Raw genomic sequence first — 24,292 nt, forward strand, 5'->3', positions numbered from 1 at the left:
TAAAATGAAAAATATAACTAAATCAATAATAGCTTTATTTGCAGTAGTTGCTTTGTCTTGTAGCGTAGAAGATGTTCAAGACAGACCCGTTATTGAAGGAGTAGATGCTCCTGTATTGACTGCTCCAACTGCAGGTGCGGCTTATATATTAAAACCTGAAAATGCAACTGCTCAAGCGGAGCGTTTTACATGGAAATCAGCTAATTTTGGAGGGGATGTCCAAGTGGATTATGTTGTTGAAATGGATACAAAAGGGAATGACTTTAAAACACCTAAAGAAATAGGGAGTTCTTTACCTTCTCAAAACCAAGTGTCTGTTTCAGTAGCGTCAATAAATGGAGCTGCATTATCATTAAAAGCAATACCTTTTACTCCTGGAGAATTTCAAGTAAGAGTTAAAGCAACTGCTGGAGCTTTGGCTCCAATGTATTCTAACATAGTTGGAATTGTTGTTACACCTTATACTACTGAAAGTCCTAAATTATGGATTCCTGGTGGTTATCAAAGTGCTTCAGGTTATGGTTCTGATTGGACACAATCAAGTGCAGCAATATTAGCAGCTGATGGTTATGGAAAAACTGCTTTTGAAGGATATGTTTATTTTGAAAATGCACAAGACGGTACGGTAGATGGCCAAGGTTTTAAATTTTCAACACAAACTAATTGGGATGGTACAAACTATGGTACTGGTGGTGCTGGTTTAATAAGTGTAACTGGGGGGAATTTCTCAACTGCTTCAGGTTATTACAAAATGGAAGTTGATACTGAAAAATTAACTTACAAAGCTACTAAACTTGCATGGGGAATAGTTGGAAATGCTACACCAGGCGGATGGAGCACAGATACTCCGATGACTTATGACAAGGCTACTAAAAAATGGACAGTAACGGCTGTTTTAACTACTCAAGCTGCTCCAGATAACGGATTAAAATTTAGAGCTAATAATAATTGGGACTATAACTTTGGTGATACTGGCGCAGACGGTAAGCTTGAAGCTGGCGGAACGAATATTGGTACAACCGCAGGAACTTATTTAATCACTTTAGATTTAAGTAATCCAAGAGCATACACTTACACAATGGTTAAAATATAATTTTTTAATGTTTGAAAGGGCTATCTTATGGATAGCCCTTTTTTTATAAATTTAATAAATAAATGAAATGAAAAAAATTACTTTATTATTTTTACTGATATCATCTATTAGTTTTGCACAGTTTACAACTACGCCATCACCTGCAATTGCTAGTGGAGTTGTTACGCTTAATTTCAATAAAACTGGAACGCCATTAGCGGCATATACCGGTACAATATATGCGCATATCGGTTTGACTGTTAATGGGGCAACATGGCAAAATGTGAAAGGATCTTGGGGGAATAATTCAACACAACCCGCATTAACATTAGTTTCAGGAACTAGTTATAAATTAGATCTTACACCAGATTTGTATACTTATTTTGGAGTTCCACTTTCGAGTTCTATTACTCAAATTTGTGTGGTATTAAGAAATGACGCTGGAACTTTACAGACTGCTGATACTTTTTTTAATGTTGGAGCTTTTCAAGTAAATTTAACAACACCAGCCCAAAATAGCACTACGATTATTCCTTCAGGAACAAGTTTTAATGTTGCTGCAAACAACACTGGAGGAAATGCGAGTTATAACTTAAAAGTAAATGGCACGAGTATAAATACAAATTTGAGTACAGCAAGTTATACTTTTAGCGATGCAAATGTTACCAGTAATAAAAATTACTCATTAGAAGTAACACAAGGGAGTACTACTATTACCAAAAATTTTAGTGTAATTGTAAATCCCGGAACAGTTAGTGCGGCAATGCCTACCGGATTACTTGATGGAATCAATTATAACACAGTCGATGCGACAAAAGCAACTTTAGTTCTTGATGCGCCATTAAAGGATTTTGTTTATGTTGCGGGAAGCTTCAATAACTGGCAGCCGACTTCGGTTTATTCGATGAAAAAAGACCCTACTTCAGGTAAGTTTTGGTTGGAATTAACAGGATTGACCTCGGGTACAAATTATACCTATCAATATTGGGTGGTTGATGCAACACCTATTGCAGGAACACCATCATTGGTAAAAACTGCTGATCCCTATTCTACTTTAGTATTGTCACCGGATGATGACCCTTATATTCCGGCTCTGTCTTATCCGTCTCTTCCTGTGTATCCTGTAGGTCAAGAGCGAGAAGTGACTGTTTTGCAAACAGGGCAAGCGGCATATGCCTGGAGTGCTGCAACGACTAATTTTGTGAAACCAGAAAAAGAAAAATTAGTAGTTTATGAACTTTTGGTTAGAGATTTTGATGCGGCTAGAAGTTATCAAAGTGTAATTGACAGAATTGATTATTTCAAAAATTTAAAAATAAATGCCATTGAATTACTACCAGTAATGGAATTTGAAGGGAACGAAAGTTGGGGTTACAATACTTCTTTTCACATGGCTCTCGATAAGTTTTATGGAACTTCCACTAAATTCAAAGAATTGATAGACGTATGTCATCAAAACGGAATTGCGGTAATTCTTGATGTGGCTTTGAACCATGCTTTTGGACGTAATCCAATGGTTCGTATGTGGATGAACGATCCTGATGGAGACGGTTGGGGATCACCTTCAACTGAGAATCCGTATTTCAATACGGTAGCAAAACATTCATATAGTGTAGGTGAAGATTTTAATCACGCTTCACTATTGACAAAAAATTACGTAAAACGGGTAGTTAAACAATGGATTCAAGAATATAAAATTGATGGTTTTCGTTGGGATTTAACCAAAGGATTTACGCAAAATTGTACTGCGAGTGATGAAACGTGTACTAATGCGTATCAAGCAGATAGAGTTGCTATCTTGAAAGATTATGCTGATTATTCCTGGAGTTTAGATCCAACACATTATACTATTTTCGAACATTTAGGGACAGATATGGAAGAACAGGAATGGGCAAATTATAGAATTACTGAAACACCAAGTAAAGGAGTGATGATGTGGGGTAAAATGACCGATCCTTACAATCAATTGACTATGGGGTATAACTCTAACAACGATATTTCCAGAATGAATAGTACTAACCACGGATTTACAAAAAATAGATTGATGGGTTATGCCGAAAGTCATGATGAAGAACGCTTGATGTATAAAAATATACAATACGGTGCTAATCTAAATGGATATAACGTAAAAACTCCAGCAACTGCACTTTCCAGAATGTCAGCCTTAGGAGCGGTATCTCTACTTGTTCCGGGACCAAAAATGATTTGGCATTTTGGAGAACTAGGTTGGGATTCTTCTATTTATACGTGTAATGATGGATCAGTAAATACATCCTCTGATGCAATTTCAGGAGATTGTAAACTGGACAAGAAACCACAGCCACAATGGGTAAATAATTGGTCAGGCGATGCAGGTAGAAATAAAATTTATACAGATTGGGCAAAAATGATTGCTTTAAAGATAAACGAACCTGTATTTGTAGGGACCGCAACTATCAGTAGTGCTTCATTAACGCCTAATATCAAGATTACCAATAGTGCTTTGGCGGCTACGCAACTTAAAGATGTATTGATACTGGCTAATTTTGATGTCTCTGCTCAAAATGTAGCTACAGGGTTCCCTTATACTGGAACTTGGTACAATTTGATGGATAATTCGACTATAAATGTTACTAATGTTGCTGCTACAATAGCTATTCCAGCAGGAGAGTTTAGAATATATGGTAATAAAATTGCATCCTTGGCAATTGCCAATTTTGAGAAAAAAGACGGGATTTATTTATATCCAAATCCTGCCACTAATTATTTTACTTTAAATACGAATACTTCAAAAGTTCAAGTTTTTTCAATTACAGGACAATTGGTGAAAAGTTTTAATACAAGTCAGACTGTGTCCTATCAATATGCAGTCAATGATTTGAATAAAGGGCTTTATATAGTAAAAGCGTATAACGAAAACAATGAGGTTCAAGTTATGAAGTTTTTAAAAATATAAGAATAACTGATAAAAGTTGAAAGGCTGTCCGTAAAAAGACAGCCTTTTTTTATACAAAAAAACTGCTCCATAAATGAAACAGTTTCCAACTACAACTAAAAACTAAAATTTAAATTTTGCCGTTTTTAATTTCTTCTACAATTTCGGGATTCAACAATGTTGAGGTATCTCCAAAATTCGAATAATCTCCTTCGGCTATTTTGCGTAAAATTCTACGCATAATTTTTCCCGAACGGGTTTTTGGTAAACCGGAAACAAATTGAATTTTATCCAGTTTTGCAATTGGTCCAATGTGATTTGATATTTGTTGATTAATTTCATTGGTTAGATTTTCTCTGTCACGATACTCCCCAGTTTCTTTTAGAATTACAAAGCCGTACAAGGCATTTCCTTTGATATCATGAGGGAAACCTACAATGGCGGATTCAGCAACTGCAGGATGCTCATTAATGGCATCTTCTATAGGTGCAGTTCCTAAATTGTGTCCTGAAACAATAACTACATCATCCACACGACCTGTAATTCTGTAATAGCCCACTTCATCACGCAAAGCGCCATCTCCAGTAAAATATTTTCCTGGAAAAGTAGAAAAATAAGTATCCTTGTATCGCTGGTGATTTCCCCAAATGGTTCTGGCAATTCCAGGCCAAGGAAATTTAATACATAAACTTCCAGTTACTTGATTGCCTTCAATTTCATTGCGTTTTTCATCCATGAGCACAGGCTGAATTCCAGGTAATGGTAAGGAAGCATACGTAGGTTTAGTTGGAGTCACAAAGGCGATTGGTGAAATCATAATTCCTCCGGTTTCAGTTTGCCACCATGTATCTACAACGGGACATCTTTTATCTCCAACATGGTCATTGTACCAGTGCCAAGCTTCTTCGTTAATGGGTTCTCCTACGGAACCAATTACTTTCAGTGACTTTAAAGGAAACTTTCGAACGAAATCTAAGCTTTCTTTTGCTAAAGCACGAATAGCGGTTGGTGCGGTATAAAATTGAGTGACTTTATGTTTTTCGATTACTTCCCAGAAACGACTGAAATCAGGATAGGAGGGAACGCCTTCAAAAATAACGGTTGTTGCGCCATTCAATAAAGGACCATAAAGAATATAAGAATGTCCTGTAATCCAGCCTATATCAGCGGTACACCAAAAAACGTCATTTTCTTCATAATTGAATACATTCTTGAAAGTATAGGCAGTATAAACCATATAACCGGCAGTGGTATGTACCATTCCTTTTGGTTTTCCGGTTGAACCAGAAGTATAAAGGATAAATAAAGGGTCTTCGGCATCCATAATTTCAGCGACATTGTTATCTGAAGCTTCGTCTAAAAGGGGTTGCAACCATTGGTCACGACCTGCTTTCATGTTTATTGAAGTATCGGTTCTTTTTACTACCAAAACGTTTGAAACACCGGGACAATTTAGTAACGATTCGTCAATTATTCCTTTTAAATCAATGGTTTTGTTACCGCGATAACCCCCATCTGAGGTGATGACCATTTTACAGTCGCTATCATTAATTCTAGTAGCTACTGCTGAAGCCGAAAATCCAGCAAAAACAACCGAATGGATCGCTCCAATTCTGGCACAAGCCAATGTTGTTATGGCAAGTTCAGGAATCATTGGTAAATAAATACAAACACGGTCTCCTTTTTTAACGCCTTGTTCCCGCAATACATTTGCCATTTTGCAAACACGTTGGTGCAATTCATTATAGGAAATATGCAACGCTTCTTCCTTTGGATCATTAGGCTCAAAAATAATAGCGGTTTTATCGCCTTTTTTGGTAAGATGCCTGTCGATACAGTTTTTAGTAATATTTACTTTGGCTCCGGTAAACCATTTTATTTCGGCTTCGGCCATATTAAAATCAACTACTTTTTCCCATTGTTGGTACCAAGTAAAGTTTTCAGCAGCAATTTTGTCCCAGAATTTTCTCGGCTCACGGACTGATTTTTTATATTCTTTAAAGTATTCTTCTAAATTGTTTATTTTATATCGACTCATATTTTTGATAACCCGTTGGGTTTAATTAATTGATTTTAAAAATTTTAATGCTATGAATGATCTATCAATAAATTTGTGAGAAATTATTAGAAATACCTATTCAGTTTAGTATTAAGAATCGGTATTTAGTTATTATTACAAATAATTAATGCCTTTTTTATAGTGGTAATGCTTGCCTTCCTAATTTATCATTGATGATTAATGCTGCGGCTTCATAAAAAGCAAAAGAACCACATAAAATTCCTTCATAGCCGGCAATGGTATGGATAGTTGAATTTCCGGTAAAACTGGCGGCTGATAATAGTATAAATAAAATAACTAGAGAGCCAAAAATAAGTTTCCCAATAGTATTCCCGTTAAGTGTACCTATAAAAAAAGCGAATGTAAATAATCCCCACATTCCTAAATAAAAGCCCATTGAAGTGCCGTCAGGCTTTGCTATTCCGAATAATGGAAGTATCCATAATGCTACAAGTGACAACCAAAAGAAGCCATAGGAAGTAAAAGCGGACATTGCAAAAATATTTCCTTTTTTCCACTCCATAATACCAGCAATAACTTGCTGTAAGCCTCCAAAAAATATTCCCATCCCCATAATCATAGCATTGAGTTCGAAGAATCCTGCATTATGGATGTTTAATAAAATAGTGGTCATTCCGAAGCCAAAAAGTCCCAATGGTGCTGGATTAGCTGTAGTGTCTTTGATGATTTGTTCCATAAAGATTTAAAAAAATTAAAATTATTTTGGTTAGTTTCATCATGTAGTTTTGTTCTTCTTTAATTTGTAAAACCACATTCCGGATATAGTTGTTAATTAACAAATATATCATACCTATTCGATTTTTCGAATATTTTTTTTGATCAAATACAAAAGTTTGTAGAGAAATCTCAAAAAAGTAATTTTTGAGGAGGAGTAATAAAACAAAAAACCCAAACATTTCTGTTTGGGTTTTGTGGTACCTCCAGGGATCGAACCAGGGACACATGGATTTTCAGTCCATTGCTCTACCATCTGAGCTAAGGTACCTCGCTATTGCGGGTGCAAATATAGAATGATTTTTAGTTTATCCAAAACAATTTTTAAAAAAAATCAATTCGTATCTTCGCAACATCAAAAAATAAAATATGATTCTAGCTGTTGATGTCGGAAATACCAGAATTAAAGCCGCTGTCTTTGAGGGTGATATACTTGTGGAAAATTTCATTTTTGTTAAAAATGAACTGCAAAAAAACATTCAAAATATTTTAAAAAAATACAATAAGCTTGCTGATTTGGTCATTTCATCCGTTGGAGCTGTCGAAAAACAATCGTTTTTGGAGTTTGAAAATGATTTAAAAGTTCATTTTATGTCCCATGAAGATGTTTTTCCGTTCGTTAATTGTTATGCTACCCCTAAAACTTTAGGAATTGATCGTATGGTTCTTGCTGCAGGAGCTACACTTCAATTTGCAAGCCAAAACCGATTGGTAATTGATGCGGGAACTTGTGTTACATTTGATTTTATAGATGAAGACAATAATTATCTTGGAGGGGCAATAACACCAGGATTGCGTTTACGCTATGAGTCATTGCATAATTACACTGCGAAATTACCACTACTTACGTTGGAAAGCCCTAAAGGTTTGATAGGGAATTCAACTTCTGATTCGATTCATTCTGGTGTGGTTAATGGATTAGTCTATGAGATTGACGGTTTCATCGATGAATATAGCAGACAGTATTCAAATTTTATAATAATTTTAACGGGTGGAGACACAGAATTTTTGGCTAAACGATTAAAAAATACCATATTTGCCAATTCAAATTTTCTTTTAGAGAGTTTGAGCCAAACATTTCAATATAAAATCAAAAATGATTAAAAAATTTATAATAAGCGCCTGCTTGCTTTTGTCACTTGTATCCTTTGCTCAAGAAGGAACTTCATCACCGTACTCTTTTTATGGAATTGGTGACATAAGATTTAAAGGAACGCTTGAAAATAGGTCTATGGCGGGTGTTGCGGTAGAGCAGGATAGTATTCATATCAATTTAGAAAATCCAGCCAGTTTTTCAAATTTGAAATTAACCACGTTCTCCCTGGGAGGGACTTATGCAACAAAAAGCTTGAAAAGCAATACCGGTTCAGCAAACACACGTAGAACAACTTTAGATTATTTAGCTGTTGGTTTGCCTTTGGGTAAATTTGGAGCAGGTTTTGGATTGATTCCTTATTCTTCGGTGGGATACAAAATAGAGTCGTTATCAGCAATTGATGGAGCTGTGAACAGACGATTAAGTGGGAACGGCGGTTTGAATAAAGTTTTTTTAGGGGTTGGTTATAAAATAGCGCCTAATTTTAGTATTGGTGCTGATGCGCACTACAATTTTGGTAAAATAGAAACGAATAGCTTGGAGTTTATTACTAACGTTCCTGTAGGTACCCGTGAGCTTAATACAGCTGATTTGTCGGGTGTTAATTTCAATATTGGAACAATGTATCAAGCTAAAATAAGCAAGAAATTAAGCCTTTATACTAGTCTGAATTATGCTTTAGAAAGCACTTTGACCTCTAAAAACACTAGGAATATCTCTAGTGTTAGATATAGTTCAGGGTTTGATGTGCTTGTTGTTGATGTTCTTGCAGATCAAAATGAGCAAGTGAAATTGAAAATGCCAAGTAAAATATCATTTGGTGCGGGAATAGGTGAATCAAAAAAATGGCTTATTGGAGGAATGGTTGCGTATCAAAAAACTTCAGGTCAGGAAAATAGTTATAATAAAGCTTCTAACGTGGGTTATGGAAGATATGGGAGTGTTAGTTTAGGAGGATATTATATTCCAAGTTATAACTCTTTTTCAAGTTATGCCAAAAGGATTGTTTATAGAGGAGGGATCAAATATGAAAAAACAGGTTTGATGATCAATTCAGAATCTATTAATGACATGGGTTTAACTTTAGGATTAGGTTTGCCAATCACGGGTAGTTTTTCTAATATAAATTTAGGGTTTGAATTAGGCAAAAGAGGAACTACAAATGCAAATCTTGTTCAAGAGAATTATGCTAACTTTAGTGTTGGTTTTTCTCTTAATGATAAATGGTTCGATAAAAGAAAATTCAACTAAAACTCTAATCGAGTACACATAACCACATTACTTTGTTAAGTATAGCGTATGCCTTTACTAAAAAAATATATATTCTTTCCAGTAGTCACAGTTTTTGCTGTGACTCTGTTTTTTGGGTGTGAAAGTAATTTTAAAGAGGTACAGAAGATAAATTTTTCTGAATTTGTTCCCAGTGGAGATGCTGATAATGTCAACTTGAAATATACGGATTCGGGATTGATTAAAGCAATTCTGGTTAGCCCTAAAATGTTAGACTTCTCCAGTATAGATTTTCCATTTACTGAATTTCCAAAAGGCATTGATGTTACTTTGTATGATAATAAAGCGAAGAAAACTTTTATAACTTCAAATTATGCGGTGTCTTACAAAATGACCGGGATAATTGATTTGCAGGGAAAAGTGAGAATTAAATCTGAAAATGGTCAGATGCTGGAAACGGAACAGTTGTACTACGATCAAAAAAACGAATGGTTTTTTACCGAAAAAAAGTTTAAATTTACGGATAGTAAAGGAGCTTCAAATGGACAAGGAATTGATTTCAGTAAAGACTTTAAAGTAATTAATTCACAAAGAATAGCTGGTGAAATTCAAACAGCTGAATAATTGTATAGATTCAAATAAATCATGACGTACTTAAAATACACCCCTTATTTTTATCTTGTTTTTGGAGCCTACTTCATTTATGATGGTATTACAAAGTTTAATGCACCTGATGGAACTCCTTGGTTGAGTTTTATTATTGCAGGATTAGCAATTTTTATGTTTTTCTTCCGAATGAAATTTGCTAAAAAACTTGAAGATCGAAATAAAAAATCTTAGCACATGGAAATTAGTATTATAATACTGTGTTTAATACTATGTGCCTTTTTTTCAGGAATGGAGATTGCTTTCATTTCTTCGAATAAAATTTATCTTGAAATAGAAAAAAAACAAGATAACTTCGTCTCTAAAATACTTACAAAACTTACCGAAAAACCTTCTAAATTTATTGCTGCTATGCTTATTGGAAACAATATAGCGTTAGTTGTTTATGGGTTTTTTATGGGCGAATTATTAATGAATTGGATTGATAGCTTCGGATATCATTTTTCAAGTTTATTGAATTTGTTTCTTCAAACATTGCTTTCAACATTAATAGTTTTAATAACTGCAGAGTTTTTGCCTAAAGTTTTTTTTCAAATTTATGCGAATACCTTAATAAAGTTTTTTGCTATTCCAGCGTATGCTTTTTATGTCTTGTTTTATTTTATCTCTACTTTTTTTATCTGGGTTTCGGATTTTGTATTGAAAAAATTCTTTAAAACAGAAGGTGATCAAGTGCAGTTGTATTTTAGCAAAGTGGAACTTGGCAATTACATTACAGAACAAATGAGTACTGTGGAAGATGATGAAGAAGTGGATTCTGAAATATTAATGTTTCAAAATGCATTGGAATTTTCCGGGGTAAAAGCCAGAGATGTTATGAGTCCCAGGACTGAAATCGTAGCAATTGATTTATATGATTCTATTGCCGAATTGAATAAGTTGTTTATTGAAACGGGGTATTCTAAAATTGTCGTTTATGAAAATTCATTGGATGATATTGTAGGATATGTACATTCATTCGATTTGTTTAAAAAGCCGAATAACATTAAAGAAATTGTGATTTCTGTTGAATTTGTTCCTGAGACAATTTACATTAAAGATGCAATGAATTTGTTGACCAAAAAGAGAAAAAGCGTAGCGGTTGTTTTGGACGAATATGGCGGAACTTCTGGAATTATCACCATAGAAGATATTGTAGAAGAGCTTTTTGGTGAAATTGAAGATGAACACGATTCAGAAGAAGAACTAATTGAAAATGAACTCGGAGACGATACGTATGTTTTTTCGACGCGACTTGATGTGGAGTATTTAAATCAGACCTATAAGCTTCATATTCCGGAAAGCGATTCTTACGGAACGCTTGGTGGTTTCATAGTGGATCATACGAAAGAAATTCCGCAAAAAGGAGACGTAATTGCAATAGGAATCTTTCATTTTGTTATAGAAGAAGCCACAAACAAGAAAATAGAATTAGTTAAAATGTCGCTAAGAGACTGATTTTTTTTAGAAAATTGAAATTTCTTGTAAAATAAAACGCTACTACTATAATTATTAATTAGATAATTGTATTTTCGCAAACTGAATATAAAAATTAACAACAATAAAAATGGCAGTTTTAGCAAAAATTAGACAACGTTCCGCCTTATTAATAGCAGCTATTGCTATCGCATTATTTGCATTTATAATACAAGATCTTATCGGTAAAGGTGGCCTTGGTCAAAATACCAAAGATGTAGGAAGTATTGATGGAAAAGACATCGCATTTGAAGATTTTAGAATCAAAGTGAGTAATGTTGAGAAAAGTCAAGAAGGAATTACTTCTACGGCTGCGGCTAACAGAGTTTGGGATCAAGAGGTTTCAATCGCTTTACTGACTTCAGAATTTGATAAATTAGGATTAAGAGTAGGTGAAAAACACTTGTTGGAAGTTTTAAAAGCAGATCAGAACATTGGAAAAAACCCATTGTTTTTGAATGCAGCAGGAATGTTTGATATTGCAAAATTCAAGGAATATTTCAAATCAAATCCAGCTCAAGCACAATACTTGAAAGACAGAGAAAAAGACGCAGAACTTAATGCGAAATATCAAATTTACAACACTTTGGTAAAAGCAGCAGTTTATACTACTGAAAGCGAAGGAAAGTTGAAATATGAAATGGAAGTGAACAAAGTAAATTTTGCTTACGTTGCAGGTTTGTATTCTACAATAAAAGACAGTGATGTAAAAGTTACTGATACTGAAATTGTAGATTTCATGAAGAAAAATGAAAAAAAATACAAAGCTGATGAATCTCGTGAAGTAGAATATGTTTTGATTGAAGATAAAGCTTCAGCTTCAGATGAGAATGAAGTTAAATCTAAAATTAACGGATTGTTAAGCGGAAGTGTAGTTTACAATCAAGCAACAGGTAAAAATGATACTTTGCCAGGATTTAAAGCAGCTACTAATAATATCGAGTTTGTAAATTCAAATTCTGATGTTCCTTACGATTCAACTTATGTTGCTAAGAAAGATTTGCCTGCAGTTGATGCAGATAGATTGTTTAATCTTGCTCCAGGTGAAGTTTATGGACCTTATATGTTTGGTAAATATTACTGTATTTCAAAATCTATGGGTAAAAAATTAGGTGTAAATGCAAAAGCAAGCCACATTCTAATTAGTTATGAAGGAACACAAGTACCGAATCAAAAGGAAAAAAGAAATAAAGAGCAGGCTAAAGCAAAAGCAGAAGCAATATTAGCTCAAGTTAATGCAAATCCAGAGAGTTTCTTGATGTTGGCTTTCACTAATTCTGATGATTCATCAGCACAACAAGGTGGCGATTTAGGTTACTTTGGTCAAAACCAAATGGTGAAGCCTTTTAACGATTTCGTTTTCAATAATTCAATTGGTAAAGTAGGATTAGTTGAAACACCTTTCGGATTTCATATCATCAAAATTACAGATAAACAAGACGGAATTCGTTTGGCTACGGTAGCACAAAAAATAGAAGCTTCAGAAGCTACTTCAGATAAAATTTTCACACAAGCAACTAAATTTGAAATGGATGCTACTGATAAAGATTTTGACAAAGTGGCAAAAGACATGAAACTTACAATTGCTGCTCCGGTTAGTGTAAAAGCAATGGACGAAACTTTTGGTCCTTTAGGAAATCAAAGAACAATAGTAAGATGGGCTTTTGAAGGTGATACTAAAGTAGGTGCTGTAAAAAGATTTGAAGTAGCTAATCTAGGTCATGTTATCGCTAAAGTTAAAAGTATCGATAAGTCAGGTTTAGTATCAATTACTTTGGCAAGACCATATGTTGAGCCAATTCTTAAAAACAAGAAAAAAGCGGAATTGATCAAAGCTAAAATGACAGGAACTTCCCTTGAAGCAATTGCTAAAGCTACAGGTTCAACTGTACAACAAGCTACAGCTGTTACGATGGAAAATCCAATGTTAGTTGGTGCAGGTCAAGAGCCTCAAGTTGTTGGAAATGCATTTGCATTAACGGCAAACAAATTGTCAGCTCCAATTGAAGGAAATACTGGTGTCTATGTTGTGAAAAACGTAAGTACAGAAAAAGCTCCAGCTTTGAAGAGTCATGAAGCTTACGTAGCTAAATTGAAAGCACAAAGCGCTTCAGATGTAAATAGAGTTATTCCTGCATTGAAAGGGAATGCTAAAATTGAAGACAACAGAAAACAATTCAATTACTAAATAGTTATAAGTAATTATTTTTTCAACATAAAAAATCCCGATACTTTAGTGTATCGGGATTTTGTTTTTAATATAGTTTTTGTTTGAAAGCTAGATTAGAATTTAAGGTGAAAAGTGAATTGTAGGATTAAGATAGAATCATTTCGACATAAGGAATAATCGTTTTATATCCTTTTGAAGTAAAATAGTCACTAGGATTTTCAGCTGCAATTACCATTACAAAATCACCTCCCCAAGCGCCAAGACTTTTGATTACGCCATTGAATTCAGGAAATAAAGATTCTTTTACGGTTTCCATTTCCAAAATGATACTCATTTCAGTTTCATGTTTTTCTAATGCTGTAGCAAATGATTTAACGGTTGTAGCTTTTAAAACTTCGAAAGTTATTTTGTCATTTAAAGCAATAGTTCTGGTCAGATTATTTTTTTTATTGATGTTATAGGTAGCTATTGCACTTTTACTGCTTTGCTTTTTGTTGAGATATACAAAACAAATATTTTCAGTAAATAGCGGATTAAAAGCTACTTTTTCAACAATAGGTTTTCCGTGTTCTAAATGGTATAAAATAGGAGTGTCGTTTTGTGCGCAAGCAATATCATAACCACTTCCTCCAAAACTGTTTTTAAGCAGTGTAAAGGCATCGATTTGCAACCATTGAGCTATATTGTTTATTAAAGTAGAGGAGGTGCCTAAACCCCAGCTTTTAGGGAATCCAAGTTCTGTAGTAATTGTATATCCTTCGGAATTAGTGATGAAATTAGGATTTAAGACAAAAGCTTCGTGGAGAATGGTTATTAATGTAGATTTAACGGATTCACTTTCTGAATTTCTATCATTTAAAATATCAGAAAATGAAATGGAATCTTCAAACCAAATGCTGCCATCAGCATCATAGCTTTTCCAAATGATTTCTTTGTTGGTTCCTTTTTCTATAATCAGGTTTTGTCCTAATTTTGTGGGTAATGCAAAAGCTTTTGCGCCATCTAAAACAAGATATTCTCCTGTGATTAAAAGTTTTCCGTTACTGTAAAAGGTTTGTTTCATGTGGTTTTTTTTAGCCCCGATGGGAACGGCATCCTTTTGTGACTGGGTTCGGCACAAAAGATATAGTGTACAGCGGGATTAAGCTCCTGATAAATAGGATTTTATTTTCTTAAATTTTCAATAAAGTCAACTACGGCACTATGTGAAATAGTATTTTTCTTGAAATATTTATGTATCAAAATTCGTTCATCATCATTGGCTTCAAATTGATTGATGATATTGTTTAGATGCATTTTCATATGCCCTTCTTGAATTCCAGTAGTTGTCAAGGAGCGTAAAGCGGCAAAATTTTGCGCTAAACCTGCTACGGCGACCACTTGCATCAATTCTTTAGCGGATGGGTTTTCAAGCATTTCTAATGATAATTTCACTAATGGATGCAAAGAGGTTAATCCGCCAACTGTGCCTAGTGCCAAAGGAATTTCTAACCAAAAAGTGAATATTCCATTCTCTATTTTGGCATGTGATAAGCTGGAATATTTTCTGTTTCGTGCCGCATAGGCGTGAATTCCGGCTTCTACAGCGCGGAAATCATTGCCCGTAGCTAATACAACAGCATCGATTCCGTTCATTATCCCTTTGTTGTGTGTTACGGCGCGATACGGTTCTACTTCGGCTATTTGAACTGCTTGTACAAATCGTTCCGCAAATTCTTGTGGATTTGGAATGTGTTTTTCTTTTAATTCTTCAATAGGACATGAAACTTCGGCTCTTACGGTACAATTAGGAACGTAATTAGAGAGAATGCTCATGACGATTTGAATGTTTTTCTCGGGCACAGAGAATAATTCGTAAACAAGTGCTTCTTCTCTTAATGTTTTTGCAAATTGCTCTAAACAAGAATTAATGAAATTAGCTCCCATGCTGTCTTTGGTTTCAAATGTGGCATGAAGCTGAAAATAATTAGGCAACAAATTAGTTTTGTCTTTCAATACAATATCAAGAATTCCACCGCCACGTTTTTGCATATTTTTTGTGATGGATTCTGTTTCCGAAAAAAATTTTGCTTTGGTTTGAATAAAGAATAATTCTAATTTTGAAATGTCTCCAGTGAAAATAAAATGCACTTGGCCAATTTTTTCCGTGTTGATAACGGTTGCTTTGAATCCACCTCGCGTGGACCAAAATTTTGCTGTTTTTGAGGCAGCTGCAACAACGGAACTCTCTTCAATTGCCATAGGAATGGCACTGTATTTGTTGTTGATTAGGAAGTTTGGAGCGACTCCTAGCGGAATATAGAAGTTGGTTATTGTGTTTTCAATGAATTCATCGTGTAATTTCTGTAATTTTTCGTCAGAATTCCAATACTTTTTAATTAATGTGATTGCTTCAGAAGGATTTGAAAAGTATTCTTTGGCAATCCAGTTTATTTTTTCTTCTTTGGATAATTTAGAAAATCCGGCTACGGCGTTATTCATTCTCAATAGATTATAGTATGTATGTACGCAAAGATACGCTTTTAGCCGTTTTGTTCATATCATATTATCTTCAATAAATTGCCTGCTTTAATATTGTTTTTAACATTTAACACATCAAATGTGAAATAATTGTAAATTTTTCACTAAAATTGACGGTTTTTATATTTAAATCTATATCATGAAATAGTCACGATTAAAAATTACAATATTTAATGAAAATAATGCCTCATGGCGTATAACATATTTCTAAAATTTAATATTATCTATAGATGAATTCGAACAAAATTACCGTCCTACTTTTATTCTTGTGTTTTACTGTTTTCGGCCAACAAAAAATTACAATTGATGAAATTTTTAATGGTGCTTTTACTGCTAAAGGAATGGATGAATTAAAATCCATGAAAAATACCAATCAATATACCGTATTGAATTTTGACGAGACTTCAAGAAATTCGCAAATCGATTTGTATGATTTTGCAACGTTGAAAAAAAATGCTGTTTTAATCGATACCAAAGATCATAAAGAATTGCCTAAGATTGATAGTTACGCATTTGATGCTTCTGAAAAAATGATACTGTTAGCGTGTAACACGAATAAGATTTTCCGTCATTCTTTTACTGCAGATTATTATTTGTATAGTATAGGAACCAAACAATTAACCAAGTTGTTTGATTTCCAGATTCAGGAGCCTAGATTTTCTCCAGATGGAAAAAAGATTGCCTATGCTAAAGAGAATAATCTTTATGTATATGATTTGGCTTCTAAGAAATCAACTCCTATTACTACTGATGGAAAGAAAAATAACATTATCAATGGAATTACGGATTGGGTATACGAAGAAGAATTTGCCTTTGTAAGAGCTTTCGATTGGAGTAAAGACAGTAAAAAAGTGGCTTATATTCGTTTTGACGAAAGTCAAGTTCCGGAACTTTCCATGTCTATATTTGGTAAAGATTTATATCCGAAAATTGAAACATTCAAATATCCAAAAGCAGGAGAAAAGAATTCATTAGTTTCATTACATATTTATGATGCGAATACTAACGCTACCCAAAAAGTAAATCTTGGAAACTACAATGATTTTTATATTCCAAGAATAGAATGGACAAATGATGCAAATGTTTTATCTGCTCAGGTATTGAATCGCCATCAGGATAACTTAGACTTGTTGTTTATTGATGGAAATTCAGGAGCTGCTAAAGTAGTTTTGAATGAGAAAGACAAAGCGTATGTAGATGTGACTGATAATCTTACTTTTTTAAAAGACAATAGTTTTATTTGGACTAGCGAGAAAGATGGTTTCAATCATATTTATGTATATGATAAAGCAGGAAAATTAAAAACCCAAGTAACCAAAGGGAAATGGGAAGTTACTAAATACTATGGTTTTGATGAAAAAACCAATACTGTTTTTTATCAATCAGTAGAGAATGGCTCGATTAATAGAGACATTTACAGAATAGGTCTTGACGGAAAAAATAAAGTTCGTTTGTCCAAGAATGTTGGAACAAGTGGCGCTACTTTTAGTCCTAATTTCCAATACTATATCAATACTTTCTCAAGTGCGACGCAGCCTACAATGTATACTTTGAATGAGGCAAAAACTGGAAGGCAAATACAAATTATTGAGAATAACGAAGCATTAGCAGCAAAATTAAAAGGGTACAACTTACCAGCTAAAGAATTCTTTGTTTTAAAAACCGAAAAAGGAAATGAGTTGAATGCTTGGATTATGAAGCCGAAAGATTTTGATTCTACGAAGAAATATCCAGTTTTTATGGTTCAATATTCTGGACCTGGATCACAGTCAGGAGCCAATCAATGGAATGCTTCCAATGATTATTGGGCTATGATGTTAGCACAGCAAGGTTATATTGTTGCATGTGTTGATGGGCGTGGAACGGGTTATAAAGGAGCTGAATTTAAAAAATGCACTCAAAAGCAATTAGGGAAATATGAAGTGGAAGACCAAATTGATGCAGCTAAAGTTATAGGAAATTACTCTTATGTGGATAAATCCAGGATCGGAATTTGGGGTTGGAGCTTTGGAGGATTTATGGCTTCGAATTGTATTATGAAAGGGAATGACGTTTTCAAAATGGCAATTGCAGTAGCTCCGGTAACGAATTGGAGATTTTATGATAGTGTTTACACGGAGCGTTACATGCAAACGCCCCAAGAAAATGCAAGTGGTTACGATGAAAACTCTCCAATAAATTATGTAGATAAACTAAAAGGGAAGTTTCTTTTAATTCATGGTTCTGGTGATGATAATGTGCATGTCCAAAATTCGATGCAAATGATGGAAGCATTAATTCAAGCCAATAAACAATTTGATTCTCAAATATATCCGGATAAGGACCACGGTATTAAAGGTGGGAAAACTAGGATTCAATTGTATACTAAAATGACCAATTTTATTAAAGAGAATTTAGGGAATACAGATGCTTCAAGTAAAGAAACGATTTGATCTTCAAATTTATCCGAATAAAAATTAGCATTCAATCAAATAATAAATAGACTAACTTTATCAAACTAATTTAAAATCCAAAAAATAACAATATGGTAGAAACTCAAGTAAAAACAGCACATCCAAAAGGACTTTGGGTATTGTTTGGAACTGAAATGTGGGAGCGGTTCAATTTCTATGGAATGCGAGCTTTATTAACTTTATTTTTAGTGAATTCGTTAATGATGAAAGAAGAGGATGCTTCTCTTATTTATGGAGGATTCTTGGGACTTTGTTATTTAACACCTATGTTAGGTGGTTTTATTGCAGATCGTTTTTTTGGAAATAGAAACTGTATTTTACTTGGCGGACTGATGATGGCTATTGGACAATTATTATTGTTTACCAGTGCAAGTGTATTTTCAGCAAATTTAAGTTTAGCTACTACAATAATGTATGGTGGTTTAGGAGTTATTGTTTTTGGAAATGGGTTTTTCAAGCCAAATATTTCGAGTATGGTGGGAAGTTTATATCCAAAACAAGAAAAAAGTAAACTTGATACTGCTTTTACCATTTTCTATATGGGAATCAATTTAGGTGCTTTTTTAGGGCAATCTATTTGTCCATTATTAGGAGACGTTAGAGATACTGGTGGAGTTAGAGATATTCATGCTTTCAGATGGGGATTTCTTGCCGCTTCGATTGCAATGCTTGTTGGAACTTTAATTTTTTACTTTTTAAAAAATAAATATGTAGTTACTCCAGAGGGAAGACCATTAGGAGGATTGCCATCCAAAAATGTGGCCGCTGATTTTGAAGAAGGAGAAGCACAAAAAGCAGTTTTTTCTAAACCATCTTTGATTATTGCCGGAATTGTGTTTTTGATTTTAGGAGCGCTTGTTCATTTTGTTTTTGGTCAAAATTTAATTTATACCTTGATTTACTCCAGTGGGTTGACATTAGCGGGATTAATCATATCTGATTCTTCTTTGACAAAAATTGAAAAAGATAGAATTATTGTAATTTATATCGTTTCCTTTTTTATCATTTTCTTTTGGGCCGCTTTTGAACAAGCAGGATCATCATTAACATTTATAGCAGATAATCAAACAGATAGAAACTTCTTTGGATGGCAAATGCCTCCTTCGATGGTTCAAATTTTTAATGGGCTTTTTGTAGTGATTTTAGCTGTGCCATTCAGTATGTTGTGGGATAAATTGAGAGCCAATGATAAAGAACCAATTTCACCAGTTAAATTGGCTGTTGGTTTGTTGTTAATAACCGTAAGTTTTTTCATGATAGCGAATCAAGTAAAAGACCTTGGAAACTCTGGTTTATTGGCTATTAAATGGTTGATTTTATTGTATTTATTGAATACTTGTGCGGAATTATGTTTGTCTCCAATTGGATTGTCATTAGTAGGGAAACTATCTCCAAAACGTTTCTCTTCCTTACTATACGGCGTATTTTTCTTGTCTAATGCTTCAGGATATGCTTTAGGGGGGACTTTAGGATCTATTTTACCAGCAACAGGAGATAAATTTAATAAAGCAAAAGAATTAGGGATTGATTTACAAGGGATTTTAGATAAAACAATAACTCCTACTCCAGAACAATTAAAAGTATTAGCAGATCATAATATTAGCGATCATAATAATATTTTTGTTGGTTTTGAAATTCATAATTTATTCGAGTTTTTTATGGTTTTTGTAGTCTTAACTGGTATTGCAGCCATTATTTTATTTGCATTAACACCTTTCTTGAAAAAAATGATGCACGGTGTTAGGTAATTTTTGTATGATATAAAATTAAAAACATCATCTTTTTGAGACTCTCAAAGAGATGATGTTTTTTTATGAATAGAATCTTTATTTTTTAAATAATAAATCAAAATGGAACAAAATTTAAGTTTAGAACAAATACAAAATTTTGAAGGGAAATATCCTAAGCAATTGTGGTACTTGTTTATGGTTGAAATGTGGGAACGATTTTGTTTTTACGGTATGCGAGGGGTTCTTACTTTTTTTATGGTTGACCAACTTTTATTAAAAGATGAGGCTGCTAATTTGCAATATGGTGCAATACAGGCTTTTGTTTATGCTTTTACCTTTATTGGAGGGATTTTTGCCGATAAAATTTTAGGTTTCAGAAAATCACTTTTTTTTGGAGGGATTGTAATGATATTAGGGAATTTACTAATTGCTTTTTCTCCACAAACGTTGTTTTATTATGGGATTGCTTTTTCTATTATTGGAACAGGTTTTTTTAAACCTAATATTTCCTCAATGGTTGGGGAATTATATCATGAAAGTGACCACCGAAGAGATGCAGGTTATGGGATGTTTTATGCAGGAATAAATATAGGTGGCCTTTTAGGAGGGGCTTTGTGTATTTATTTGGGTAAATATTATTCTTGGAAATTATGTTTCTTGTCTGCGGCAATTGTAATGGTTTTTGGTCTACTTACTTTTTTATTCACAAAAAAACATCTTGGTCCAATAGGTGACTCCCCTTTGCTAAATTTGACTTCAAGCAAACGAAAAATTAGAGAAATTTCTGTTTATGTGTGTTCTTTGTTGAGTATTCCATTTATATTTATAATGGTAAAGAATACTGAATATACCGATTATTTTATGTACACCATTGGGATTATTGCAATTTCGTATTTCATTTTTGAAGTGATTAGTTTGAAACAAATCAATCTTCAAAAAAAGTTAATTGCTGCATTTTTGTTCATATTTTTCTATTTCTTATTCAATGCTATTTACGAACAAAGTGGAGGTTCGTTATCGCTTTTTGCAAAAGACAATTTGAATAGTAGTTTGTTGTTTTTTAATATTGACCCCAATGTAGTCAATAATAGTTCGAATACTTTTTTTGTAGTTGTTTTTAGTCCAATTATTGGATTACTTTGGTTGTGGATGGCAAAAAAGAAAATAGAGCCTAATACCGTAATTAAATTTGGAATTGGATTTTTGTTTCTTGGTGCATCATTTTATATCTTTTATTATACTCGATTTTTTGCAAATACTGAAGGAATGACTTCTTTGAATGTTTTTACTTTTGCCTATTTGGTCACTACGATTGGTGAACTGTGTTTAGGTCCAATAGGGATGTCTATCATTACAAAGCTTTCACCAAAACGATTGTTTGGGATGATGATGGGGTTGTGGTTTTTAGCGAGTGCCTTCGGGCAATTGGCGGCAGGAAAATTAGGTGCTGAAATGTCTAGATCAAATACTGGAACAACTTTAGTTTCTAAACTTCAATCGTATACAGAAGGCTATTATCAGTTAGCAATTTATTCTATTGTTGCAGGTGTTTTTTTAATAGTTATGACGCCATTGATTAAAAAATTAATGCAAGAAGTAAGATAGCTGACATTTTATGGTATTATTTTTGTTTAAATTTGTATTAAAATAAATCGATTATGAGAAAAATATATTTAATAATAGTATTCTTTATAGGGATCGCTTCTTTGCAGGCGCAAGAACTTAATTGGCATACGAATGTTAAGGAAGCAATTGCCATAGGGAATAAAGAGAAAAAACCATTATTGCTGTTTTTTACCGGTAGCGATTGGTGTGGATGGTGTATCAGATTGCAAAAAGAAGTTTTGAAAACTCCTGAATTTGAAAAATGGGCAAATGAGAATGTAGTACTTGTAGAATTAGATTATCCTAGAAGAACGCCACAAACTCCTGAAATTAAAGCACAAAATAACGAATTGCAACAAGCTTTTTCAATTCAAGGTTTCCCAACAATTTATTTTGCAAATGGAACTGATAAAGAAGGTAAAGTAAATTTTGAAGGACTGGGTAGTACCGGATATGTAGCAGGCGGACCGACCGCTTGGCTTGAAGTTGCCAATGGAATTCTGAAAAAGAAATAATTTTCAATTTAATTTATAAAATCCCTTTTCACCAGTTGCGTGAAAAGGGATTTTTTGTTTATAGCAAGTGGCTTTCCAATATTTTTGTACTGTTTTATAATTTGATGCATCAGCGATAACTATTTTAGGCTGTATGGATTGAAACAAACGGTCTAAATTTATCTTTGGGGATTGTGTAAGTAATAAAATATCAGGTTTTATATTTTTAGGATAAATCCCCAAGCTATCCAAAATCAGAATTTTTTTTCCGTTGAAAAAAGCGGTGTTTTCAATTCTTTTTTTAGTCTTCAAAGTGCTGAAATTTCCAACTAAATAAGCGGTTAGAATGTTGTTTTTTTGGCAAGTTTTCAAAATGCTGTCATTAGCATATACCGTAACTTTTTCTCCATTTCGCTCTGTAATCAGTGTGTTTTTCTTCGAATTGAAAACGATCCATTCTTTTTGGTTTTTCACATCAGATCCGTTTTTTATATATGAAATTTGTAGAACGATTGTCGAAATTAAAACCATTACCAGTTTGTTGAAACTTGGTTTTTTGAACCAAATGACAGTACTTATGATTATCAAATAGAAACTGATTAAAAAATAAAAGTTGAAAGGAATGTTCTGAATTATAAATTGTTCCAGTGAAGCTATGGAATTGATGATTTTATTCAGATAAAAGATACTCCATTCTAATGGTTTGGAAAGAAATAAAGGAACATATCCGAAAGCAGCCAATACCATAACTAAAACACCTAAAATCATTACAATACTAAGTAATGGAATGATAATTAAATTGGTCACAAAGAATAAACCGGGGAATTGATGGAAATAATAGATACTTAAAGGCAAAGTACCAATTTGTGCCGCAAAAGAAACGGTGAGTATATCCCAAATGTATTTTGAAACTTTATACTTTGGCGACCAGATAGAAGCTAAAAGGGGTTGTAGCCAAATGATGAAAAACAACGCGATATAACTCAACTGAAATCCAACATCAAACAAAAAGGAGGGTTGAAAAAGTAAAATAAGCAACATCGACACCAAAAGAGTATGGTAAATATTTACACTTCTTCGCAAATGGCTACCTATTGCAACGAACGAAAACATAACTACAGAGCGAACTACAGATGGTGCTAAACCTGCGATTAATCCAAATAAGGATAATGAAGCCAGAATGATTATAAGCTTGATGAAAGAGCCACGTTTTGTATTAGGTAACGGTTTGAGAATAAAAGTGACAAAGAGCAATATAAACCCAATATGCAATCCCGAAACGGATAAAATATGTACCGCACCAGCATATTGATAATCCCGAATAATTTCTGGAGAAATATCTTGTTGTTGTCCCATGATTAGAGCAACGGCTACATTTAACTCGGTTTTATGGAAGTTACTTTTCTCTAAGCTATGAATAATTTTTGTTCTTAATCGTGAGGTGTAATACCAAATATTCTTGTCTATTTCAGGACTGACGCTAATCTCATCGGTATCTGCATAAAGTTGGGCATAGATTTGTTTGTTCTCCAAATAGTTACTGTAATCAAATTGGTTGGGATTACTGGGCGGACTATTTTCATATAAAGTGCCTTTAATTCTTAATTGAGTTCCAATTTCGAACTCATGATTCAAACTGTCTTTTCGGATATTTAAGAGTATTCTACCTGAACTTTCTGCTTGATCAATGTGGTTTATTATGGCAATATAACGAACATTAAAATTAGAATTTTTTAATTTTTCGCGTAGCGTAAGGGATATCAAATGTGGCTTTTCAAAAATAGAGCGATAATGGGTATAATTACTTTTTTGGTAATAATCAGTATGAATAATTAATGTTGTTGCTCCAATAAAAAAGGAAAGTACGTAAGTGGAAATGCCGAAATAAGTATTTTGTGTTGAATACTTTTTGGTTAAAAAATAAAAAAAGATAAAAGTGATGATGGAAATAAATAGTAAGGCAAAAATAATTTTAGGTTCCGGTTTTAAATAATAAGGAAATAGAATCCCTAAAATAAAGCCAAATGTTATTCTCGCTAAAGGAAATTGGAGCACTTTCATTTATCTAAAGTACAATTTTTAGTAAGAATAAC

The 24,292-nt window shown here is 33.4% G+C and carries 17 protein-coding genes and 1 tRNA gene; 12 read left to right on the top strand and 6 right to left on the bottom strand.

Translation table 11 applies throughout. The features are described 5' to 3' along the window. The first annotated feature begins 4 nt into the window (after positions 1–4). Together OA85_RS15525 and OA85_RS15530 are read left to right on the top strand one after the other, a co-directional pair. Entirely contained in the window at positions 5–1,093 is a 1,089-nt protein-coding gene (locus tag OA85_RS15525; RefSeq protein ID WP_039110756.1) for a SusE domain-containing protein, read from the top strand. A 67-nt stretch (positions 1,094–1,160) separates the two neighbouring features. Further along, positions 1,161–4,007, top strand: a complete 2,847-nt coding sequence (locus tag OA85_RS15530) for an alpha-amylase family glycosyl hydrolase (protein ID WP_039110757.1) — start codon at positions 1,161–1,163, stop codon at positions 4,005–4,007. Positions 4,008–4,116: 109 nt separating this feature from the next. Here OA85_RS15530 and acs read toward each other — a convergent pair whose 3' ends face one another. From acs to OA85_RS15545, 3 genes are all read right to left on the bottom strand, one after another. Next, positions 4,117–6,024, bottom strand: a complete 1,908-nt coding sequence (gene acs / locus OA85_RS15535) for an acetate--CoA ligase (RefSeq protein WP_039110758.1) — start codon at positions 6,022–6,024, stop codon at positions 4,117–4,119. 157 nt (positions 6,025–6,181) lie between these two features. Continuing rightward, complete coding sequence (locus tag OA85_RS15540) at positions 6,182–6,742, bottom strand: GPR1/FUN34/YaaH family transporter (RefSeq protein WP_039110759.1); 561 nt, start codon at positions 6,740–6,742, stop codon at positions 6,182–6,184. A 236-nt stretch (positions 6,743–6,978) separates the two neighbouring features. Next, positions 6,979–7,051 (bottom strand) — tRNA-Phe (locus OA85_RS15545). Between the two features lie 98 nt (positions 7,052–7,149). On the opposite strand from OA85_RS15545, the gene OA85_RS15550 reads away from it, so the two are divergent. The 6 genes from OA85_RS15550 (at position 7,150) to OA85_RS15575 (ending at position 13,415) form a co-directional block, all read left to right on the top strand. Next, the gene (locus OA85_RS15550; protein WP_039110761.1) at positions 7,150–7,884 is read left to right on the top strand and encodes a type III pantothenate kinase; all 735 of its coding nucleotides are present in this window, start codon (positions 7,150–7,152) and stop codon (positions 7,882–7,884) included. Continuing rightward, on the top strand, positions 7,877–9,127 hold the full coding sequence (locus OA85_RS15555; RefSeq protein ID WP_039110762.1) for a membrane protein: 1,251 nt from the start codon (positions 7,877–7,879) through the stop codon (positions 9,125–9,127). Before OA85_RS15550 ends, OA85_RS15555 begins: the two co-directional genes overlap by 8 nt. 48 nt (positions 9,128–9,175) lie before the next feature. Continuing rightward, positions 9,176–9,730: an LPS export ABC transporter periplasmic protein LptC gene (gene lptC / locus OA85_RS15560; protein ID WP_039110763.1), complete on the top strand. Its 555-nt coding sequence runs from the start codon at positions 9,176–9,178 to the stop codon at positions 9,728–9,730. Between the two features lie 21 nt (positions 9,731–9,751). Further along, positions 9,752–9,946 carry a hypothetical protein gene (locus OA85_RS15565; protein ID WP_039110764.1) on the top strand — a complete coding sequence of 65 codons (195 nt, stop codon included), beginning with the start codon at positions 9,752–9,754 and terminating at the stop codon, positions 9,944–9,946. A 3-nt stretch (positions 9,947–9,949) separates the two neighbouring features. Continuing rightward, a complete protein-coding gene (locus tag OA85_RS15570) occupies positions 9,950–11,209 on the top strand; it encodes a hemolysin family protein (protein ID WP_039110765.1) in 1,260 nt (419 codons plus the stop codon). Between the two features lie 109 nt (positions 11,210–11,318). After that, entirely contained in the window at positions 11,319–13,415 is a 2,097-nt protein-coding gene (locus tag OA85_RS15575; RefSeq protein ID WP_039110766.1) for a peptidylprolyl isomerase, read from the top strand. Positions 13,416–13,542: 127 nt separating this feature from the next. On the opposite strand, the gene OA85_RS15580 is transcribed toward OA85_RS15575, so the two are convergent. Further along, the gene (locus OA85_RS15580; RefSeq protein ID WP_039110865.1) at positions 13,543–14,460 is read right to left on the bottom strand and encodes a GYDIA family GHMP kinase; all 918 of its coding nucleotides are present in this window, start codon (positions 14,458–14,460) and stop codon (positions 13,543–13,545) included. Between the two features lie 101 nt (positions 14,461–14,561). Continuing rightward, a complete protein-coding gene (locus tag OA85_RS15585; protein WP_039110767.1) occupies positions 14,562–15,878 on the bottom strand; it encodes a hydroxymethylglutaryl-CoA reductase, degradative in 1,317 nt (438 codons plus the stop codon). A gap of 269 nt (positions 15,879–16,147) precedes the next feature. On the opposite strand from OA85_RS15585, the gene OA85_RS15590 reads away from it, so the two are divergent. The 4 genes from OA85_RS15590 to OA85_RS15605 all read left to right on the top strand — a co-directional run bounded on the left by OA85_RS15590 (position 16,148) and on the right by OA85_RS15605 (position 22,220). Then, positions 16,148–18,349: a S9 family peptidase gene (locus OA85_RS15590; protein ID WP_039110768.1), complete on the top strand. Its 2,202-nt coding sequence runs from the start codon at positions 16,148–16,150 to the stop codon at positions 18,347–18,349. A 92-nt stretch (positions 18,350–18,441) separates the two neighbouring features. Continuing rightward, positions 18,442–20,118 carry a peptide MFS transporter gene (locus OA85_RS15595; protein ID WP_039110769.1) on the top strand — a complete coding sequence of 559 codons (1,677 nt, stop codon included), beginning with the start codon at positions 18,442–18,444 and terminating at the stop codon, positions 20,116–20,118. 102 nt (positions 20,119–20,220) lie between these two features. Then, entirely contained in the window at positions 20,221–21,705 is a 1,485-nt protein-coding gene (locus OA85_RS15600; protein ID WP_039110770.1) for a peptide MFS transporter, read from the top strand. Between the two features lie 53 nt (positions 21,706–21,758). After that, positions 21,759–22,220 carry a thioredoxin family protein gene (locus OA85_RS15605; RefSeq protein ID WP_039110771.1) on the top strand — a complete coding sequence of 154 codons (462 nt, stop codon included), beginning with the start codon at positions 21,759–21,761 and terminating at the stop codon, positions 22,218–22,220. A 3-nt stretch (positions 22,221–22,223) separates the two neighbouring features. Here the strand turns inward: OA85_RS15605 and OA85_RS15610 are convergent, their stop codons facing one another. After that, positions 22,224–24,260, bottom strand: coding sequence for a ComEC/Rec2 family competence protein (locus tag OA85_RS15610; protein WP_039110772.1), 2,037 nt, complete (start codon positions 24,258–24,260; stop codon positions 22,224–22,226). Between the last annotated feature and the right edge of the window lie 32 nt (positions 24,261–24,292).

Source organism: Flavobacterium sp. AED, assembly GCF_000812945.1.
Classification (GTDB): Bacteria; Bacteroidota; Bacteroidia; order Flavobacteriales; family Flavobacteriaceae; genus Flavobacterium.

What these genes read in the sequence shown, in the direction of transcription:
- OA85_RS15580 (WP_039110865.1), bottom strand. Translation starts at nt 14,460, where the DNA reads ATGAAACAAACCTTTTACAGTAACGGAAAACTTTTAATCACAGGAGAA.
- OA85_RS15605 (WP_039110771.1), top strand. Translation starts at nt 21,759, where the DNA reads ATGAGAAAAATATATTTAATAATAGTATTCTTTATAGGGATCGCTTCT.
- lptC (WP_039110763.1), top strand. Translation starts at nt 9,176, where the DNA reads ATGCCTTTACTAAAAAAATATATATTCTTTCCAGTAGTCACAGTTTTT.
- OA85_RS15610 (WP_039110772.1), bottom strand. Translation starts at nt 24,260, where the DNA reads ATGAAAGTGCTCCAATTTCCTTTAGCGAGAATAACATTTGGCTTTATT.
- acs (WP_039110758.1), bottom strand. Translation starts at nt 6,024, where the DNA reads ATGAGTCGATATAAAATAAACAATTTAGAAGAATACTTTAAAGAATAT.
- OA85_RS15530 (WP_039110757.1), top strand. Translation starts at nt 1,161, where the DNA reads ATGAAAAAAATTACTTTATTATTTTTACTGATATCATCTATTAGTTTT.
- OA85_RS15575 (WP_039110766.1), top strand. Translation starts at nt 11,319, where the DNA reads ATGGCAGTTTTAGCAAAAATTAGACAACGTTCCGCCTTATTAATAGCA.
- OA85_RS15585 (WP_039110767.1), bottom strand. Translation starts at nt 15,878, where the DNA reads ATGAATAACGCCGTAGCCGGATTTTCTAAATTATCCAAAGAAGAAAAA.
- OA85_RS15555 (WP_039110762.1), top strand. Translation starts at nt 7,877, where the DNA reads ATGATTAAAAAATTTATAATAAGCGCCTGCTTGCTTTTGTCACTTGTA.
- OA85_RS15540 (WP_039110759.1), bottom strand. Translation starts at nt 6,742, where the DNA reads ATGGAACAAATCATCAAAGACACTACAGCTAATCCAGCACCATTGGGA.
- OA85_RS15550 (WP_039110761.1), top strand. Translation starts at nt 7,150, where the DNA reads ATGATTCTAGCTGTTGATGTCGGAAATACCAGAATTAAAGCCGCTGTC.
- OA85_RS15600 (WP_039110770.1), top strand. Translation starts at nt 20,221, where the DNA reads ATGGAACAAAATTTAAGTTTAGAACAAATACAAAATTTTGAAGGGAAA.
- OA85_RS15570 (WP_039110765.1), top strand. Translation starts at nt 9,950, where the DNA reads ATGGAAATTAGTATTATAATACTGTGTTTAATACTATGTGCCTTTTTT.
- OA85_RS15565 (WP_039110764.1), top strand. Translation starts at nt 9,752, where the DNA reads ATGACGTACTTAAAATACACCCCTTATTTTTATCTTGTTTTTGGAGCC.
- OA85_RS15590 (WP_039110768.1), top strand. Translation starts at nt 16,148, where the DNA reads ATGAATTCGAACAAAATTACCGTCCTACTTTTATTCTTGTGTTTTACT.
- OA85_RS15525 (WP_039110756.1), top strand. Translation starts at nt 5, where the DNA reads ATGAAAAATATAACTAAATCAATAATAGCTTTATTTGCAGTAGTTGCT.
- OA85_RS15595 (WP_039110769.1), top strand. Translation starts at nt 18,442, where the DNA reads ATGGTAGAAACTCAAGTAAAAACAGCACATCCAAAAGGACTTTGGGTA.